This window comes from Micrococcus sp., from assembly GCF_030523875.1.
In the GTDB taxonomy this organism is placed as follows: Bacteria; Actinomycetota; Actinomycetes; order Actinomycetales; family Micrococcaceae; genus Micrococcus.
The window spans coordinates 1-15,889 of sequence record NZ_JAUNHR010000026.1 but is presented as its reverse complement, the minus strand read 5'-3'; the positions used below and the strand labels follow the sequence as shown (position 1 = coordinate 15,889).

The 15,889-nt window shown below is 75.1% G+C and carries 14 protein-coding genes and 2 tRNA genes; 9 read left to right on the top strand and 7 right to left on the bottom strand.

Features of this window, described 5'->3' with window-relative positions:
- Positions 1-93 precede the first annotated feature (93 nt).
- A complete protein-coding gene (locus tag Q4D18_RS05245; protein ID WP_303126350.1) occupies positions 94-576 on the bottom strand; it encodes a CarD family transcriptional regulator in 483 nt (160 codons plus the stop codon).
- 196 nt (positions 577-772) lie between these two features.
- Here Q4D18_RS05245 and Q4D18_RS05240 point away from each other — a divergent pair, with 196 nt between their 5' ends.
- Entirely contained in the window at positions 773-1,312 is a 540-nt protein-coding gene (locus Q4D18_RS05240; RefSeq protein ID WP_303126349.1) for a hypothetical protein, read from the top strand.
- Positions 1,313-1,406: 94 nt separating this feature from the next.
- On the opposite strand, the gene Q4D18_RS05235 is transcribed toward Q4D18_RS05240, so the two are convergent.
- Positions 1,407-2,087, bottom strand: coding sequence for a response regulator transcription factor (locus Q4D18_RS05235; protein ID WP_303126348.1), 681 nt, complete (start codon positions 2,085-2,087; stop codon positions 1,407-1,409).
- Positions 2,084-3,310, bottom strand: coding sequence for a cell wall metabolism sensor histidine kinase WalK (locus Q4D18_RS05230; protein WP_303126347.1), 1,227 nt, complete (start codon positions 3,308-3,310; stop codon positions 2,084-2,086). Before Q4D18_RS05230 ends, Q4D18_RS05235 begins: the two co-directional genes overlap by 4 nt.
- A gap of 167 nt (positions 3,311-3,477) precedes the next feature.
- On the opposite strand from Q4D18_RS05230, the gene phoU reads away from it, so the two are divergent.
- Positions 3,478-4,146, top strand: coding sequence for a phosphate signaling complex protein PhoU (phoU, locus tag Q4D18_RS05225; RefSeq protein WP_303126346.1), 669 nt, complete (start codon positions 3,478-3,480; stop codon positions 4,144-4,146).
- Between the two features lie 55 nt (positions 4,147-4,201).
- Here phoU and Q4D18_RS05220 read toward each other — a convergent pair whose 3' ends face one another.
- Positions 4,202-4,957 carry a phosphoglyceromutase gene (locus Q4D18_RS05220; protein ID WP_303126345.1) on the bottom strand — a complete coding sequence of 252 codons (756 nt, stop codon included), beginning with the start codon at positions 4,955-4,957 and terminating at the stop codon, positions 4,202-4,204.
- Positions 4,958-5,037: 80 nt separating this feature from the next.
- Here Q4D18_RS05220 and Q4D18_RS05215 point away from each other — a divergent pair, with 80 nt between their 5' ends.
- Positions 5,038-5,889, top strand: a complete 852-nt coding sequence (locus tag Q4D18_RS05215; RefSeq protein WP_303126343.1) for a class I SAM-dependent methyltransferase — start codon at positions 5,038-5,040, stop codon at positions 5,887-5,889.
- Between the two features lie 21 nt (positions 5,890-5,910).
- Here Q4D18_RS05215 and Q4D18_RS05210 read toward each other — a convergent pair whose 3' ends face one another.
- Positions 5,911-6,225: a DUF2516 family protein gene (locus tag Q4D18_RS05210; RefSeq protein WP_303126342.1), complete on the bottom strand. Its 315-nt coding sequence runs from the start codon at positions 6,223-6,225 to the stop codon at positions 5,911-5,913.
- A gap of 140 nt (positions 6,226-6,365) precedes the next feature.
- On the opposite strand from Q4D18_RS05210, the gene tmk reads away from it, so the two are divergent.
- The 3 genes from tmk (at position 6,366) to Q4D18_RS05195 (ending at position 8,377) form a co-directional block, all read left to right on the top strand.
- Positions 6,366-6,998: a dTMP kinase gene (tmk, locus tag Q4D18_RS05205; protein WP_303126362.1), complete on the top strand. Its 633-nt coding sequence runs from the start codon at positions 6,366-6,368 to the stop codon at positions 6,996-6,998.
- Positions 6,995-8,230 carry a DNA polymerase III subunit delta' gene (locus tag Q4D18_RS05200; RefSeq protein WP_303126341.1) on the top strand — a complete coding sequence of 412 codons (1,236 nt, stop codon included), beginning with the start codon at positions 6,995-6,997 and terminating at the stop codon, positions 8,228-8,230. The genes tmk and Q4D18_RS05200 overlap by 4 nt, the downstream gene beginning before the upstream one ends.
- A 73-nt stretch (positions 8,231-8,303) precedes the next feature.
- Positions 8,304-8,377 (top strand) — tRNA-Thr (locus Q4D18_RS05195).
- Positions 8,378-8,469: 92 nt separating this feature from the next.
- On the opposite strand, the gene Q4D18_RS05190 is transcribed toward Q4D18_RS05195, so the two are convergent.
- Together Q4D18_RS05190 and Q4D18_RS05185 are read right to left on the bottom strand one after the other, a co-directional pair.
- Positions 8,470-8,922 carry a hypothetical protein gene (locus tag Q4D18_RS05190; protein ID WP_303126340.1) on the bottom strand — a complete coding sequence of 151 codons (453 nt, stop codon included), beginning with the start codon at positions 8,920-8,922 and terminating at the stop codon, positions 8,470-8,472.
- Positions 8,919-9,959, bottom strand: coding sequence for an NAD(P)H-quinone oxidoreductase (locus tag Q4D18_RS05185; RefSeq protein WP_303126361.1), 1,041 nt, complete (start codon positions 9,957-9,959; stop codon positions 8,919-8,921). The genes Q4D18_RS05190 and Q4D18_RS05185 overlap by 4 nt, the downstream gene beginning before the upstream one ends.
- Positions 9,960-10,187: 228 nt before the next feature.
- On the opposite strand from Q4D18_RS05185, the gene Q4D18_RS05180 reads away from it, so the two are divergent.
- The 3 genes from Q4D18_RS05180 to Q4D18_RS05170 all read left to right on the top strand — a co-directional run bounded on the left by Q4D18_RS05180 (position 10,188) and on the right by Q4D18_RS05170 (position 15,763).
- Positions 10,188-10,275: transfer RNA gene (locus Q4D18_RS05180), tRNA-Ser, on the top strand.
- 194 nt (positions 10,276-10,469) lie between these two features.
- On the top strand, positions 10,470-12,863 hold the full coding sequence (locus Q4D18_RS05175) for a 5'-nucleotidase C-terminal domain-containing protein (RefSeq protein WP_303126338.1): 2,394 nt from the start codon (positions 10,470-10,472) through the stop codon (positions 12,861-12,863).
- Between the two features lie 134 nt (positions 12,864-12,997).
- Positions 12,998-15,763, top strand: coding sequence for an ExeM/NucH family extracellular endonuclease (locus Q4D18_RS05170; protein WP_303126336.1), 2,766 nt, complete (start codon positions 12,998-13,000; stop codon positions 15,761-15,763).
- Positions 15,764-15,889 lie beyond the last annotated feature (126 nt).

Genomic DNA, 15,889 nt, shown 5'->3' with positions numbered 1-15,889 from the left:
CGGGGGGGGGGGGATGGGACCCGGCCACCCCCGCCGCGGGGGGGGCCCGGCGCGGGACCCCCCCGCCGTCGTGGGGTCCTGCTGAGTGGGGACTCAGCCCTCGAGCACCGTGTCCAGCATGCCCTCGGCCTCCTCCTCGGTGACCTTCTTGGCCAGCGCGAGCTCGGACACGAGCACCTGGCGGGCCTTGGAGAGCATGCGCTTCTCCCCGGCGGACAGGCCGCGGTCGTGGTCACGGCGCCACAGGTCGCGGACGACCTCGGCGACCTTGTTCACGTCCCCGCTGGCGAGCTTCTCCAGGTTGGCCTTGTAGCGGCGCGACCAGTTGGTGGGCTCCTCCACGTGCTCGGCCTGCAGCACCTGGATGACGTGCTCCAGGCCCTCCGAGTCCACGACGTCCCGGACGCCGACCAGGTCCACGTTCTCGGCGGGCACCTCGATGGTCAGATCACCCTGCGCCACCCTCAGCTTGAGGTACATCTTCTCTTCGCCCCTGATGGTGCGCGTCTTGATCTCCTCGATGCGAGCAGCACCGTGATGGGGATAGACGACGGTCTCTCCGACCTCGAAAACCATATGAAACGCCCCTTTCCAGTCGATCCATTCTATCACGCGGGCAGGAAACGCCGTGGGACCGTCCGGTGTCGTGGCACCTGCGTGTGGTAGTGGAGACCCGGCGTCCCACCCCGGTCGCGGGCCCCCCGATGCGATAGCCTGTCCCCGAGCCCCTCCGCGGGCCCGCCTCCGTCACCGCACCTGTAGGAGAACCTCCGTGAAGTCCGCCGCCTCCCGGCCCGCCCGGCGTCGCATCGCCGCAGGCGCTCTCGCCCTCACCGCCCTCCTGGGCGCCACCGGCTGCTCCGCCGTGAACCCGGTGGCCACGGCCATCCCCTACAGCCCCTCGGACGGCACCACCGTGTCCCAGCCGGACCTCGTGGAGGCCCGCAACCTCGCCCTGGTCGGCGAGGGCGCCTCCGGCCCGGCCCGCCTGATCGGCACCCTGGTGAACCCGACGGACGCGGACAAGTCCTACACCGTCTCCCTGCAGGACGGCGGCCAGGCGACCGTCCAGGTCCCCGCCGGCCAGTCCGTGCGCCTCGAGGACGAGCAGAACAAGCAGGAGATCGAGCGCAACGTGTGGCCCGGCCAGAACGCCCAGGGCACCATCGCCGCGGACGGCGCCTCCGTGGAGGTCGGCATCCCGGTGCTCTCCGCCACCCAGGAGCAGTACGCCGAGTACCTGCCCGCCGGCCAGCAGCCCTCCACCGAGCACCTCCACGAGGAGACCCTGCACTACGGCGAGGGCCACTGACCCACGCCGCCGCGCCCGTCCGGCGCGGCCCACGACGACGGCCCGCCCCTCCCTGCGGAGGCGGCGGGCCGTCGTCGTCCCGGGGGCGGGGCCGTCAGGCCTCGAACTTGTAGCCGAGGCCGCGGACCGTCACGAGGTGCCGGGGGCTCGAGGGGTCCGGCTCGATCTTGGAGCGCAGGCGCTTGACGTGCACGTCCAGGGTCTTGGTGTCCCCCACGTAGTCGGAGCCCCACACGCGGTCGATCAGCTGGCCGCGGGTGAGCACCCGGCCGGCGTTGCGCAGCAGCATCTCCAGCAGCTCGAACTCCTTGAGCGGCAGGTTCACCTGCTCCCCGCCCACGGCCACCACGTGGCGCTCCACGTCCATGCGGACCGGCCCGGCGGCCACGGTGGAGGCGATCAGCTCCTCGGGCTCGCCGCGACGGCGCAGCACCGCCCGGACGCGGGCCACGAGCTCGCGGGACGAGTAGGGCTTGGTGACGTAGTCGTCCGCGCCCAGCTCCAGGCCCACCACCTTGTCGATCTCCGAGTCCTTGGCGGTGAGCATGATGATCGGCACGTTGGAGCGCTGCCGCACCTGCCGGCACACCTCCGTGCCGGAGATCCCCGGCAGCATGAGGTCCAGCAGGATGAGGTCCGCGCCGCCGCGGTCGAACTCCTCGAGGCCCTCGTTGCCGTCCGCGGCCACGGCCACCTCGAAGCCCTCCTTGGTGAGGAGGTAGGAGAGGGGGTCGCTGAAGGACTCCTCGTCCTCGACGATCAGGATCCGGCTCATGCGCTGTGCTCCTTGCGGGACGGGGCCGCGGAGGCCGCGGCGCGGCCCCCTCGGCGCTCGGTGGACGGCGGCTCAACGGGGGCGGCGGCCCGCGCGGCGGGCTCCTCCCACTCCGGCAGCCGGATGGTGAAGGTCGAGCCACGGCCGGGCTGGGACCACAGGGTCACCTCGCCGCCGTGGTTGATGACCACGTGCTTGACGATGCTCAGGCCGAGGCCGGTGCCGCCGGTCTGGCGGGAGCGGGCCCCGTCCACGCGGTAGAACCGCTCGAACACGCGGGCCTGCTCCTCGGGGCCGATGCCCACGCCCTGGTCCGTCACGGTGATCTGCGCGAGGCCGTCCTTCGAGGACAGCCCGATGCCCACCGTGGTCCCGTCCGGGGAGTAGCGCACGGCGTTGTCCACGAGGTTCCGGACCGCCGTCATGAGCTGGTCCGCGTCCCCGTGCACCACGGCGTCCACGTGGCCGCCGACCCTGAGCCGGATGTCCCGGGCCTCGGCCATGAGCCGCACCCGGTCGACGGCCTCGGCCACCACGCGGTTGAGGTCCACGGGACCGCCCTCGCGCACCACGTCCTTGGCCTGCACCCGGGAGAACTCGATGATGTCCTGCACCAGCGCGGTCAGGCGGGTGGACTCGATCCCCAGGCGCGTGGTGAACCGGCGGACGGCGACCTCGTCGTCGGCGGCGTCGTCGATGGCCTCGGACAGCAGCGAGATGGCGCCCACCGGCGTCTTGAGCTCGTGGGACACGTTGACCACGAAGTCGTGCCGCATGGCCTCGGTGCGGGTGGCGTCCGTGCGGTCGTCCGCGAGGATGAGGATGTACTCCTCGTCCAGGGGGGCCACGCGCATCTCCAGCACGAGGGTGGACTGGGCGAGCGGGTCGCGGGGCAGCTCCACGCGGCGCTCCACGATCACCCCGTCCGCGCGCACGGAGCGGGTCAGCTCCCGCAGCGGGTCCAGGACCAGGGTGTGGCCCCGGACGAGGCCGAGGGCGTACGCGGACGGGTTCGCCCGCACCACGCCGTCCACCGCGTCCACCACCACGTAGGCGCGGCCGATCACGGAGAGCACCTCGGCGGTGCCCGGCGCGAGGGTGGGCTCCCCGACGGCGAGGTCGACCGTGCGGGAGCGCTCGGACGCGCGGAAGGCCAGCATGGAGGCCACTCCGATGAGCAGTCCGACCGCGCCGCAGAGCAGGCCGATGATGACGGGATCCACGCCCCCCAGGGTAGCCCGTGCGACCGGGTCTCCTGCGGATCCCCGCGCGTCAGACGGCGTCGACACCCCGTTCACACCGCGTTCACCTGACCCTGCGACGGTGGGACGTCCACCGACCCCGACGACGGGCGTCCGGGACCGTGGGAGGACCGAGGGGAGGCACCACCATGCGCGAGCTGTACCGCGCCAACCTGGCCCGACTCGGACGCGACCTGCTGGAGATCGCCCGCCTCGTCCACCGCGCCGTGATCGACGCGCGGACCGCCCTCGAGACCGCCGACGTGCACGGCGCCGAGGGCGTCATCACGGAGGACGCCCGGATCGACCGGCTGCAGGAGGCCCTCGACGACCAGGCCGCCCGCCTCCTGGCCCTCCAGGCGCCGGTGGCCACGGACCTGCGCACCGTGCTGGCGAGCCTGCGCATGAGCGCCTCGCTCGAGCGCATGGGCGACCTCGCCCGGCACCTCGCGCAGCTGACCCGCCTGCGCTACCCGGAGCTCGTGATCCCGGAGGACGTGCGCCCCCTCTTCGCCGCCATGGCGGACGCCGCCGTGGAGGTGGCACACGAGGTGGTGCTCCTGCTGGAGACCCAGGACCTCGCGCACGCGGACCGCATCCACGAGCTCAACCAGGTGGTCAACGAGCACCACGTGGCCGTGTTCCGGGCCATCGCCGCCCCCACCTGGACCGCGACGCCGTCCACCACCACGGACGTCACGCTCGCCTCGCGCTACCTCGAGCGCTTCACGGACCACGGCCTGTCCGTGGCCGCCAAGGTGCGCTACCTCGTGACGGGCGAGCAGACGCGCCGCGGGCCCGAGGCCGGCTCCGTCTGAGCCGGCCTCGGGCCCGTCGGGGTCACGGGGCGCCGCCGCGCGGCGCCCCGCCCTCTCACTTCTTGTCGCCCTGGGCGGCCACGGCGGCGGCGCCGGCCGCGGCGGCCTCGGGGTCCAGGTAGCGGCCGTGCGGGGTGACCGGCTTCAGGTTCTGGTCCAGCTCGTAGTAGAGCGGGATGCCGGTGGGGATGTTCAGCCCGGCGATCTCGTCGTCGGAGATGCCGTCCAGGTGCTTGACCAGGGCGCGCAGGGAGTTGCCGTGCGCGGCCACGAGGACGGTCTTCCCGGCCTTCAGGTCGGGGACGATCTGCTCCTCCCAGTAGGGCAGCAGGCGGTCGATGACCTGCTTGAGCGCCTCGGTGCGCGGGGCGTCCGGGCCGATGTCCGCGTAGCGCTCCTCGCCGGCCTGGGAGAACTCGGAGTCGTCGTCGAGCTCCGGCGGCGGCACGTCGAAGGAGCGGCGCCACACCATGAACTGCTCCTCGCCGAACTCCTCCTTGACCTGGGCCTTGTCCTTGCCCTGGAGGGCGCCGTAGTGGCGCTCGTTCAGGCGCCACGAGCGCTTGACCGGGATCCACTGGCGGTCCGCCGCCTCGAGGGCGAGGTTCGCGGTGGTGATGGCGCGCTTGAGCAGGGACGTGTGCAGCACGTCCGGCTCCAGGCCCTCCGCAGCCAGCAGCTCGCCGCCGCGGGACGCCTCGGCGCGGCCCTTCTCCGTCAGCGGGACGTCCACCCAGCCGGTGAACAGGTTCTTCTCGTTCCAGTCGCTCTGACCGTGCCGCAGCAGGATCAGCTTGTAGGTGTCAGCCATGGCCCCATCCTAGGCGCGGGCCCCGTGGCGTGCGCCACGGCGACGGGCCCGCCGGCGCCCCGCTGGCTAGGCTGGCCGCCATGGTCCAGAAGGCGCGTCGGCTCGAGGGCCCCGCGGCCCCCGGCGTGCGGGGCCGGGACCGGGGCGGACCCCGCGGCCATGTGACGCGCGGCACCACCGCGGCCCAGCGCATGCGGCGCGTGGACCGCTGGCTGGCCGACGTGCACGGCCCGCTGCTGCGGCGCACGGCCGCCCCGCTGGTGGTGGACCTGGGCTTCGGCGCGGAGCCGGTGACCGCCGTCGAGATGTTCACCCGCCTGCGCGCCGCGAACCCGGGCCTCGAGCTGCTCGGCCTGGAGATCGACCCGGACCGCGTGGCCCACGCCCGCGCCACGGCCCCCGCCCTGGACGGCCTGGGCTGGGCCCACGGCGGCTTCGAGCTGGACGTGCCGCGCCCGCCCATCGTGGTGCGCGCCTTCAACGTGCTGCGCCAGTACCGGGAGGAGGACGTGCCGGACGTGTGGGCGCTGATGTGCTCGCGCCTGGCGCCGGACGGGGTCCTGGTGGAGGGCACGTGCTCCGAGGACGGCCGACGTGCCGCGTGGGTGGAGCTGGACCGCGACGGTCCCGTCTCGCTCACCCTCGCGCTGCGGCTCGGCTCCTTCGAGCGGCCCTCCGACGTCGCCGAGCGCCTGCCCAAGGCGCTCATCCACCGGCACGTGCCCGGGGAGGCCGTGCACCGGCTCCTGGCCGACGCCGACGCCGCCTGGGCCGTGCACGCCCCCCTGGGGGCCTACGGGACGCGCCAGCGGTGGCTCGCCACGGTGCGCACCCTGCGGGCGGACGGATGGCCCGTGCTGGGCCGCGAGCACCGGTGGCGGCGCGGGGAGCTCAGCGTGCGGTGGGACGCCGTGGCGCCCGGGACGCCCTGAGCGGCGCCGGTCCGGGGGACGTCAGCGGCGGCCGCCGTAGAAGTCCAGGTCCGGGCGGGTGCCGGCGAGGTACACGGCGGCGACGCACACGGCCGCCAGCCCGAACAGGCCGAACCCGCCGCGGATGGTCAGCACGCTCAGCAGCCCGACGACGACGGCGATGCCCGTCAGCAGCAACCAGAAGCTCTTGGGGCGGCCGCCGACGCGCTCGAAGGCCTGCGGGCTGCGGCGGAGGACGTCGCCGAGGGCCCAGACCTCCAGCAGGAGGGCCAGGACGGCGAGGGCGAGGAACAGCCAGTCACCGGCCATGACGGCGAAGGACATCGGGGCGCTCATGCCCTCCAGTCTAGGGACTCCGGCCGCCGGCTGGATGCGGCGTCCGGGGCGGCGTCTACGCTCGAGGGGTGAACCCCTCCCCCGCGTCCCCGCACCGTCCCGTCCCCGCCGCCGGCCCCGGCGCGTCCGCGCGTCGTGGGCTGTTCCTCGCCTTCGAGGGCGCGGACGGCACCGGCAAGTCCACCCAGGCCCGCGCCGTCGCCGAGGCCCTGCGCGCCGCGGGCCAGGAGACCCTGCTGACCCGCGAGCCGGGCGGCTCGCCCCTCGGCGAGGCCGTCCGGGGGCTCCTGCTGGACCCCGCGCACGGACCCGTGGACCCGCGCACCGAGGCGCTGCTGTTCGCCGCCGCCCGGGCGGCGCACGTGGCGCGCACCGTGCGCCCGGCGCTCGAGGCGGGCGCCGTGGTGGTGACGGACCGCTACATCGACTCCTCCGTGGCGTACCAGGGGGCGGTGCGCGGTCTGGGGGCCGAACGGATCGCCGAGCTGAACGCGTGGGCCGTCGAGGGGCTCGTCCCGGACCTGACCGTCCTGCTCGACGCGGACGCGGACACCACGGGCCGGCGCCGGGCCCACCGCCACGCCGGCGGCGGGGACGCCCCGGACCGGATGGAGCAGGAGACCGCCGCGGCCCACGGGACCCTGCGGGCCGCCTTCCGGGCCCTCGCCGACGCCGAGCCGCACCGCTACCTGGTGCTGGACGCCTCCCGCTCGCCCGAGGCGCTCACCCGGACCGTGGTCGAGCACGTGCTCCAGCGGCGGGTCCGCCCGTGAGCGCCCCCGCCGCCCCGACGCCGGCCGCCCCGGGCCACGACCCCGCGGACGCGGCCGGGGTCTTCGCCGACCTCGCCGGGCAGGAGGCGTCCGTGGCGCGCCTGCGCCGGGCCGCCGGCGAGCCCGGCCCGGCCCACGCCTGGCTCTTCACCGGCCCGCCCGGCTCGGGACGCTCCTCCGCGGCCCGCGCCTTCGCCGCCGCCCTGCAGTGCACCGAGCCGGACCCGGCCCGGCGCGGGTGCGGCCGGTGCCATGCGTGCCGCACCGTGCTCGGCGGGACGCACCCGGACGTCACCGTCCTGGCCACGGAGGCCGTGCACTACCGGATCGAGGACGTGCGCGCACTCGTGGAGGCCGCCCAGTCCACGCCCGCCACCGGCCGCTGGCGGATCTTCGTGATCGAGGACGCGGACCGCATGACCGAGCGCGCCACCAACGTGCTGCTCAAGGCCATCGAGGAGCCGCCGCCGCGGACCGTGTGGATGCTCTGCTCCCCCTCGCCCGCGGACGTGCTCCCGACCATCCGCTCCCGGTGCCGCGTGGAGACCCTGCGGATCCCCGCCGTGGAGGACGTGGCGGCACTGCTGCGGCGTCGGGACGGCCTGGATCCGGAGACGGCCCTGCTCACCGCCCGGATCTCCCAGTGCCACGTGGGCGTGGCCCGGCGCCTGGCCCGCGACCCCGAGGCCCTGGCCCGGCGCGAGGACGTGCTGTCCCTGCCGCTGCAGACCACCGCGGTCTCCGACGCGATGGGCATGGCCGCCCGGCTGGCGGAGGTGTCCCACGCCGAGGCGGAGTCCTCGGCCGCCGCCCGCGACGCCGACGAGCTCGCCGCCCTGCGCCGCCAGCTCGGGATCGCCGAGGGGGAGACGGTGCCGCCCAAGCTGCGCCAGCAGGTCAAGCGGCTCGAAGAGGACCAGGCGCGGCGCCGCAAGCGCGTCACCCGGGACGCCCTGGACCGGTCCATGCTGGACCTGATCGGCCTCTTCCGGGACGTGCTGCGCGTTCAGCTGGGCGCGCCCGGGGACCTCGTCAACGAGCACCGCCGCGCCGAGGTGGAGCGCTACGCCACCGGGGCGGCCGGCTCCCCCGCGGAGGTGGTGGCGCGGATCGACGCGATCGGCACCGCCCGCGAGCGCCTGGCCCAGAACGTGCCGGAGCAGCTGGCCCTCGAGGCGCTGATGCTCGCGCTCCTGCCCGCCCGGATCCGCGCGCCCCGCCCGCGGCCCTGAGCGCTCGCGGGCGCGATTGCCGTCCGCGCCCGGGACACGGTAGGGTGGTCAGCCGTGGCCGTCATGGCCGCGTGCCTCCTTAGCTCAGCTGGCCAGAGCAGCTCCCTCGTAAAGAGCAGGTCGCCGGTTCGAATCCGGCAGGGGGCTCCCCCGGACCCCGTCGCACCGCGTGCGACGGGGTCCTGTCATGTCCGGGTCACCCCGTGTCCGGCCCCGTCATGCCCGGGGCGTCGCGGACCTCAGAGCCCCTCGGCCAGCTCCACCGCCCGGTCCACGTGGCGCAGGGTGCGCTCGGCGTGGCGTCCGACGGCCGCCGTCCCGCCGTGGCCGCGCTGGGCCATGGCCACCGCCTGGGCGGTCGCGGCCAGCTCGTGGGAGGCGCGGGAGAGCTCGCGGTGCACCTGCGCGGTGGCCGGGGGGATGTGCTGCTCGCCGTCGTCGGGGTGGAGGGCCTGCAGGCGCACGGCCAGATCGCGGACCACGGGGAGGCGGTCGGCGAGCTCGTTGCCGGCGTGCACCAGGCCGTTGCGCTCGGCGTCGGTGAGCATCCCCGGGGTGCGCTCGTCCAGGAGGACCTGCCAGTAGCGGTCCAGGGCGCGGGCGAAGCGGTCATGCCCGCGGCGCCACAGGCCGGTGCCGAGCTCGCGCTCGTCGGTGCGGCGCTGCCGGAAGCGGGAGAAGGGCCCCCTCATCGGGCGTCCTCCGGGAGGCGCACGTCGGCGTCGTCCGTGACGAGCAGGACCTTGCCCGTGCGGTCGGCGGCGTCGAAGAACTCCTGGGCCTGGGTGGCCTGCGCGAGCGGGAAGCGCGCCGTCACGGAGTGGTGGATGCGCCCGGCGGCCACGAGCGGCCACACCGCGCGCTCCGTGGCGGCCACGATCCGGGCCTTCCCCGCCACGGGGCGGGGGCGCAGCAGCGAGCCCGTGACCCAGCCGCGCCGGGCCGCCAGGCGCATGAGGTGGAAGTCCTCCGGCACCGGCCCGCCCTGCACCGCGATCACCACGATCCGCCCGTCCATGGCCAGCGCGCGCACGTTCGGGGCGAGGTAGGGGCCGCCGACGACGTCGAGCACCACGTCCGCCCCGTGCCCGTCGGTGACCTCGCGGACCCAGTCCGCGAACGCGCCGGACGGCGCGGAGCGGTGGTCGAATGCGGCCTCGGCTCCGAGCTCGAGGGCGCGGGCGACCTTGGCCTCGCCGCCGGCGGTGCCGAGCACGCGCACGCCGGTGGCCGCGAGGTACTGGACGGCGAACGAGCCGATGCCGCCGGTCGCACCGTGGACCAGGGCCCACTCCCCGGCCTGGACGCGGGCGGCGCCCACGAGGTTCGAGTGGACCGTGCATGCGACCTCCGGGAAGGCGGCCGCGTCCACGAGGTCCACGCCCTCGGGGACGGCCATCAGCTGCCCGGCCGGGACGACCACGTACTCGGCGTACCCGCCGCCGGCCAGGAGCGCGCACACGCGGTCGCCGACGCTGAAGCGCCCCTCCCCCGGCATGCCCGCCTCCGGCCCCACGGCCACGACCGTGCCGGAGACCTCGAGGCCCGGGATCTCCGACGCGCCGGGCGGCACGGGGTAGTCGCCCGCCCGTTGCACCAGGTCCGCCCGGTTGAGGCCGGCGGCGGCCACCGCCACGAGCAGCTCGCCGGGGCCGGGGGTCGGCACGGGCTCCCGCGCCGTGCGGACCACCTCCGCGCCCCCGGCGCCGTCGTAGCGCACGGCCAGCATGTCCTGCGGGACCTGTCCCATCCGGTTCTCCTCTCGCCTGGGGGTCCGGTCCGTCCCTTCCGGACGGCGGACCCGCGGTCGTCCGGCGTCCATCCTCCCGCGCGGACCCCGGCGCGGGCCACGGGCGGCCGCTTCCGGCGTCATGCGCCGGGCCCGGAGCGCGGACGGGCCAGCGGCTAGAGTGGGACGGCGGACCCGTGCCGCGCCCCGGCGCCGCGGATCCGCGAAGGATGGTTGTCCGAGCGGCCGAAGGAGCCGGTCTTGAAAACCGGTGCGCGGTGACCCCGTGCCGCGGGTTCGAATCCCGCACCATCCGCTCCTGACCAGGCCGGTTTCCCCCTCCGGCCACCGGGTGCCCGCGAAGAGTTCACCCACGGGACACCCTCCTCTGGTGGAATGGATCACATCGGGTGCCGCCGCACGGCGTCGCCCGCATCCGCACCGTCACCGCCGCCGGCCCGACCCCGGACCCACCGGACTCGCCGAGGCGTCGCACCCCAGGGGAGTCCCATGTCCAGCCTGTTCCGCCGCCACACCGTCGCCGCCGCCGCGTGCACCACGCTGGTGCTCGCGCCCGCGAGCGCCGCCCCGGCCCTCGCCGTCGAGACCGCCGAGGGGACGCAGACCATCTCGATCCTGTCCTTCAACGACTTCCACGGCGCCCTGTCCGACGGCTACACGGGCACCCAGTTCGCCGACACCGTGGAGGACTACCGCACCGCGTTCGAGGCCGAGCACGGCGCGGACAGCACGCTGCTGACCAGCGCGGGCGACCTGATCGGCGGCTCCGCCTCCGTGTCCAACGTGCAGCAGGACGAGCCGACCATCCGGATCATGAACGCGCTCGGCCTGGAGACCCTCACCGCCGGCAACCACGAGTTCGACCGCGGCCTGGACGACCTGCACGACCGCGTCCTGCCGCTGGCCGACTTCCCGGTGCTGTCCGCGAACTTCGTGGACCCCGAGACGCAGGAGCCCGTGCTGGCCGCCTCCGAGATCACGGAGGTCGAGGGCGTGCGGGTGGCCGTGATCGGCGCCTCCCCCAACGAGCTGTACGCCACCACCACCGGGGCCGGCCTCGAGGGCAACCTGGTCCTGGACATGGTCGAGGCCGTCAACGCCGAGGCCGAGGCGATCGCCGCCGCCGGCGCCGCGGACGTGATCGTGGCCTCGTACCACGACGGCGCCGCCGGCTCCGGCGCCCTGGAGGACGAGACCGCGGCCAAGGACCTGTTCGACCGCATGGTGAACGAGACCAGCCCCCTCGTGGACGTCGTCTTCAACGGCCACACCCACCAGCTGTACCAGTTCGAGACGGACAACGACGGCGTCGCGCGCCCCGTCCTGCAGGCGGGCGCCTCCGGCAGCCACCTGGCCGCCGTCGAGCTCACCGTGGACGCGGAGGGCCGCGTCCTGGAGACGACCTCCCGCCTGCTGGAGCGCTCCACGCAGGACCCGGCCGAGGCCGCCGCGGAGTCGCCGGTGACCGCCGAGGTGTACGCCCTCGAGCAGGAGGCCGTGGCCGTCTTCGAGGACATGCAGTCCCAGGTGATCGCGGACCTGGACGGCTCGATCACCACCGACTACCAGAAGCGCCTGGACGAGGGCGGGACCTGGAAGGCCGGCGGCACGCGCAGCGCCGAGACCACCCTGGGCAACTGGGTGGCGGACGCCCTCAAGCACTCCGTCTCCGCGGCGCAGCCCGAGGTGGACGTGGCCGTGGTCAACCCGGGAGGCCTGCGCTCGGAGCTGTTCGTGGACCGCTTCAACAGCAACGGCGTCTTCACCGAGAAGCCCGAGGACCTCGTGGGCCGGCTGACCATGGGCGAGATCATGGACGTCGCCCCGTTCGGCAACACGCTCACCTACTTCGACATCCCGGGCTCCTCCATCAAGGAGGCCCTCGAGCAGAACTGGCGGGACGGCGAGCGCGTCTTCACGCTGGGCTGGTCCCAGGAGCTGACCTGGACCTACGACGACTCCCGCCCGCAGGGGGACAAGGTCACCGGCGTCTGGCTGAACGGCGAGCCGCTCGAGGCGGACCGCATGTACACCGTGGCCGCGCAGTCCTTCCTCGCGGACGACACCTGGGTCTCCCTGGGCGACCCGACCAAGGCCCCCGACGGCTACACCGCCTTCGCGCAGGGCCGCGAGGACTTCGTGGACCTGGGCGTCCTCGACACCACCGCGGTGGTCTCCTACGCCCGCGCGCAGGACGCCGCCGAGGGCGCCGTGGCCCCGGACTACGCCAAGAAGGGCGTGCCGGTCACCGGCGCCCCCGCCGCGGTGGAGGCCGGCGCGCCGATCGTCCTGACCCTCGGCGACCTCGTGATCGACTCCGACGGCGCCCCCGCCACCACCTCCGTGGCGGTCGCCTTCGAGACCGCGGACGGCGCGTCCGTGGAGCTCGGGACCGTCGAGGTCCCGGCGGGCGAGGAGTCCGTCACCCTGTCCGGCATCGCCGCCCCGGAGACCGCCGGCGCCGGCGAGCTGGTCATGACGGTGACCTACGTCGACGGCACGACGACGGTGGTCCGCCACGCCCTGGAGGTCACCGCGGCCGCCGGCGAGGAGCCCGCCGAGCCCACGCACCCGGCGCAGCCGACCCACCCGGTCCACCCCACGCATCCGGGCCAGCCGGCCGACCCCGCCGACCCGGCGCACCCCGGCCAGGGCCACGGCCCGGTCAAGGGTGAGGACCACCCCGGCCAGGGCCACGGCCCGGTCAAGGGTGAGGACCACCCGCACCGCGCCGAGCACGCCCCGGCGGCCGACGACGCGCAGCACACCGTCCCGGAGAAGGTCCAGACCGGCGACCGGGCCGCATGGCCGCTGGCCGCCCTCGCCGCCCTCGGCGCCGGTGCGCTGCTCGTGGCGCGCCGCCGCCTCACCGCCGCGCGCTGACCCTCCTGGCGCCGGCCGCCCCGCGCGGTCGGAGCCCCACGTCCGGCGCCGGGCCCGCCCCGGGCCACGGCCGCCGCGCGGGCGGCTCGAACGGAACAGCGCCGGGGCCGGCCCGCGGCGTGACGAGCCCCCCGATGAACGCGCCCCGCCTGCGCCTCGTCCGCTCCGCCGCCACCGCGGCGGCCCTGACCCTGCTGGCCCCCGCCGTCCTGTCCGCCCCCGCCCAGGCCTCCCCGGCCGGCGACGCCCTGGTGATCAACGAGGCCTACACGAACGGCGGCTCCGCCAACGCGGTGTTCACCCACAAGTTCGTGGAGCTGTACAACCCCACCGACCAGCCGATCAGCCTGGACGGCTGGTCCCTCCAGTACCGCTCGGCCACGGGCGAGGCCGCCCCCAACGGGACGGTGCAGCTGTCCGGCGTCGTGCCCGCCAAGGGCCACTTCCTCATCTCGGGCGGCTCCAACGGCACCTCCGGCGCCGCGCTGCCGGAGGCCGACCTCGTGGCCGGCGGCGCGTTCAACCCCGCCGGCACAAAGGGCACCATCGTGCTGGCCGACCAGGCCGGCACCCTGACGGGCCTGCCCACCGGCTCCGTCCTCACCGACGACGTCGCCGGCGTCGCCGACCTGCTCGGCTACGGCGCGACCAACACCTTCGAGACCTCCCCGGCGGGCGCCCCCGCCGCGAACTCGGACCCCAAGTCCCTCACCCGCACGGACGGGGTGGACACGGATGTCAACAGCGCCGACTTCACGGTCACCGCGGACGTCACGCCCACCAACTCCGGAGGCGCGGGGGCCGACCCCGTCGACCCGGTGGATCCGGTCGACCCCGTGGAGCCGGGCGAGCCCGCCCCGCCGGCCGTCGTGCTGAGCATCGCCCAGATCCAGGGGACCGGCTCCGCCACCCCCTACTCCGGCCAGGCCGTCACCACCACCGGCGTGGTCACCGCGGTCTACTCGACCGGCGGCTACAACGGCTACTACCTCCAGACCGCCGGCACCGGCGGGGCCGAGGACGCCACGCCGGGCGCCTCGGACGGCGTCTTCGTGTACTCCCCCGACACGGCCGGCTCCGTGGCGCTCGGCCAGACCCTCACCGTCACCGGCACCGCCGGCGAGTACTACGGCCTGACCCAGATCTCCGTCCCGGCCGGCGGCGTGCAGGTGGCGGGCGAGGCGGGCACGGTCACCCCGCGCGAGCTGGCCTTCCCCCTCACCGAGCAGGAGAAGGAGGCCCACGAGGGCGAGCTGCTCGCCCCGTCCGGCGAGTGGACCGTGACGGACAACTACGACGTCAACCGCTACGGCTCGCTGGGCATCGTCCCGGGCACCGACCCGCTGGACACCCCGACGGCGGTGGCCCTGCCCGGCGCCGACGCCCAGGCCGTCGCGGCCGCCAACGCGCAGAAGCTGATCGTGCTCGACGACGGCGCCTCCGTGGACTACTCCCGCTCCCCGGGCAACGGCTCCCCGCTGCCCTACCTGGACGCGGACGACCCGGTGCGGGTGGGCGCGTCCCTGGACTTCCGCACCCCCGTGATCCTGGACTTCCGGTACGACGCGTGGTCCTTCCAGCCGCTCGAGCGGCTCACGGACGCGAACGCGGACCGCGTGGAGCCGGTGGCCGTGGAGGACGACCGCGCCGAGGAGGCCGCACCGGAGGCGGTCGGCGGCAACGTCAGCGTGGCCAGCTTCAACGTGCTGAACTACTTCACCACCCTGGGCGAGGAGGTCGTCGGCTGCGGCGCGTACCGCGACCGCGCGGGCGACCCCGTCACCACGAACGGCTGCCTGCCCCGCGGGGCGTACGAGACGGAGGACTTCCTGCGCCAGCAGGAGAAGATCGTCACCGCGATCAACGGCCTCGACACGTCCGTGGTGGCTCTGGAGGAGATCGAGAACTCCGAGAAGTTCGGCCTGGACCGGGACCACAGCCTCGCGCACCTGGTGGACGCCCTCAACGCGGCCGCCGGCCAGGAGAAGTGGACGTACGTGGCCTCCCCCGTGGACCGTCCGGCCCTCGCGGACGAGGACGTCATCCGCAGCGCCTTCATCTACCAGCCCGCCGAGGTCACCCCGATCGGGGACTCCGTCCTCCTGGACGACCAGGTGAACTTCGACAACGCCCGCGAGCCGCTGGCGCAGCACTTCCGGGTGGCCGACGGCACCGCCGAGGGCGTGGCGGGCACGGACTTCGTGGCCATCACCAACCACTTCAAGTCCAAGGGCGGCTCCGGCGCCTCCGGCGACAACGCGGACACCGGGGACGGCCAGGGCGCCTACAACGGCGACCGCACGCGCCAGGCCGAGGCCCTCGTGGCCTTCGCCGACCGGATGGCCGCCGAGGCCGGCACGGACCGCGTCCTGCTGCTGGGCGACTTCAACGCCTACGCGCAGGAGGACCCGATCCGCGTGATCGAGGCCGCCGGCTACATCTCCCAGGGCGCCAAGACGGACGAGTACTCCTACACGTACGACGGCGCCGTCGGCAGCCTGGACCACGTGTTCGCCTCGCCCGCCGCGGACGCGACGGTCACCGGCCAGGACATCTGGATGATCAACGCGAACGAGTCGATCGCCCTGGAGTACTCCCGGTACAACTACGTCGCCGAGGACCTCTACGCGCCCGACCAGTGGCGCTCCTCGGACCACAATCCGATCCTCGTGGGGATGCAGCTCGACGGGACCGCCGTCGACCCGGTGGACCCGGTGGACCCCGTCGATCCGGCCGATCCGGTGACCCCGGCCCCGGGCGACCGGTGCGACGCCGACTTCTCCGCGGCGCAGTGGATGCGCTGCGCCGGCGTCCACCCGGGCCAGGGCCGGGGCGGCGAGCACGTCCCGGGCGAGCACCCGGGCCGCGGCCGCGCCCACGCGCCCGGCCAGCAGCGCTGACCGGGGCGGACGCCCCGACCGACGACGGCGGGGCCCCCGGCGGGATTCAGCCCGCGGGCCGCCCCCGGCCGGGGCCGGGGGGGCCCCAGGGGGCGCGGGGGCCCCCCGCGGGGGGGGCGGCGGGGG

Excerpts from the sequence above, each read along its gene's own strand:
- Q4D18_RS05245 (WP_303126350.1), bottom strand. The coding sequence starts at position 576 with ATGGTTTTCGAGGTCGGAGAGACCGTCGTCTATCCCCATCACGGTGCT.
- Q4D18_RS05235 (WP_303126348.1), bottom strand. The coding sequence starts at position 2,087 with ATGAGCCGGATCCTGATCGTCGAGGACGAGGAGTCCTTCAGCGACCCC.
- phoU (WP_303126346.1), top strand. The coding sequence starts at position 3,478 with ATGCGCGAGCTGTACCGCGCCAACCTGGCCCGACTCGGACGCGACCTG.
- Q4D18_RS05220 (WP_303126345.1), bottom strand. The coding sequence starts at position 4,957 with ATGGCTGACACCTACAAGCTGATCCTGCTGCGGCACGGTCAGAGCGAC.
- Q4D18_RS05215 (WP_303126343.1), top strand. The coding sequence starts at position 5,038 with ATGGTCCAGAAGGCGCGTCGGCTCGAGGGCCCCGCGGCCCCCGGCGTG.
- Q4D18_RS05210 (WP_303126342.1), bottom strand. The coding sequence starts at position 6,225 with ATGAGCGCCCCGATGTCCTTCGCCGTCATGGCCGGTGACTGGCTGTTC.
- Q4D18_RS05190 (WP_303126340.1), bottom strand. The coding sequence starts at position 8,922 with ATGAGGGGGCCCTTCTCCCGCTTCCGGCAGCGCCGCACCGACGAGCGC.
- Q4D18_RS05185 (WP_303126361.1), bottom strand. The coding sequence starts at position 9,959 with ATGCTGGCCGTGCGCTACGACGGCGCCGGGGGCGCGGAGGTGGTCCGC.
- Q4D18_RS05175 (WP_303126338.1), top strand. The coding sequence starts at position 10,470 with ATGTCCAGCCTGTTCCGCCGCCACACCGTCGCCGCCGCCGCGTGCACC.
- Q4D18_RS05170 (WP_303126336.1), top strand. The coding sequence starts at position 12,998 with ATGAACGCGCCCCGCCTGCGCCTCGTCCGCTCCGCCGCCACCGCGGCG.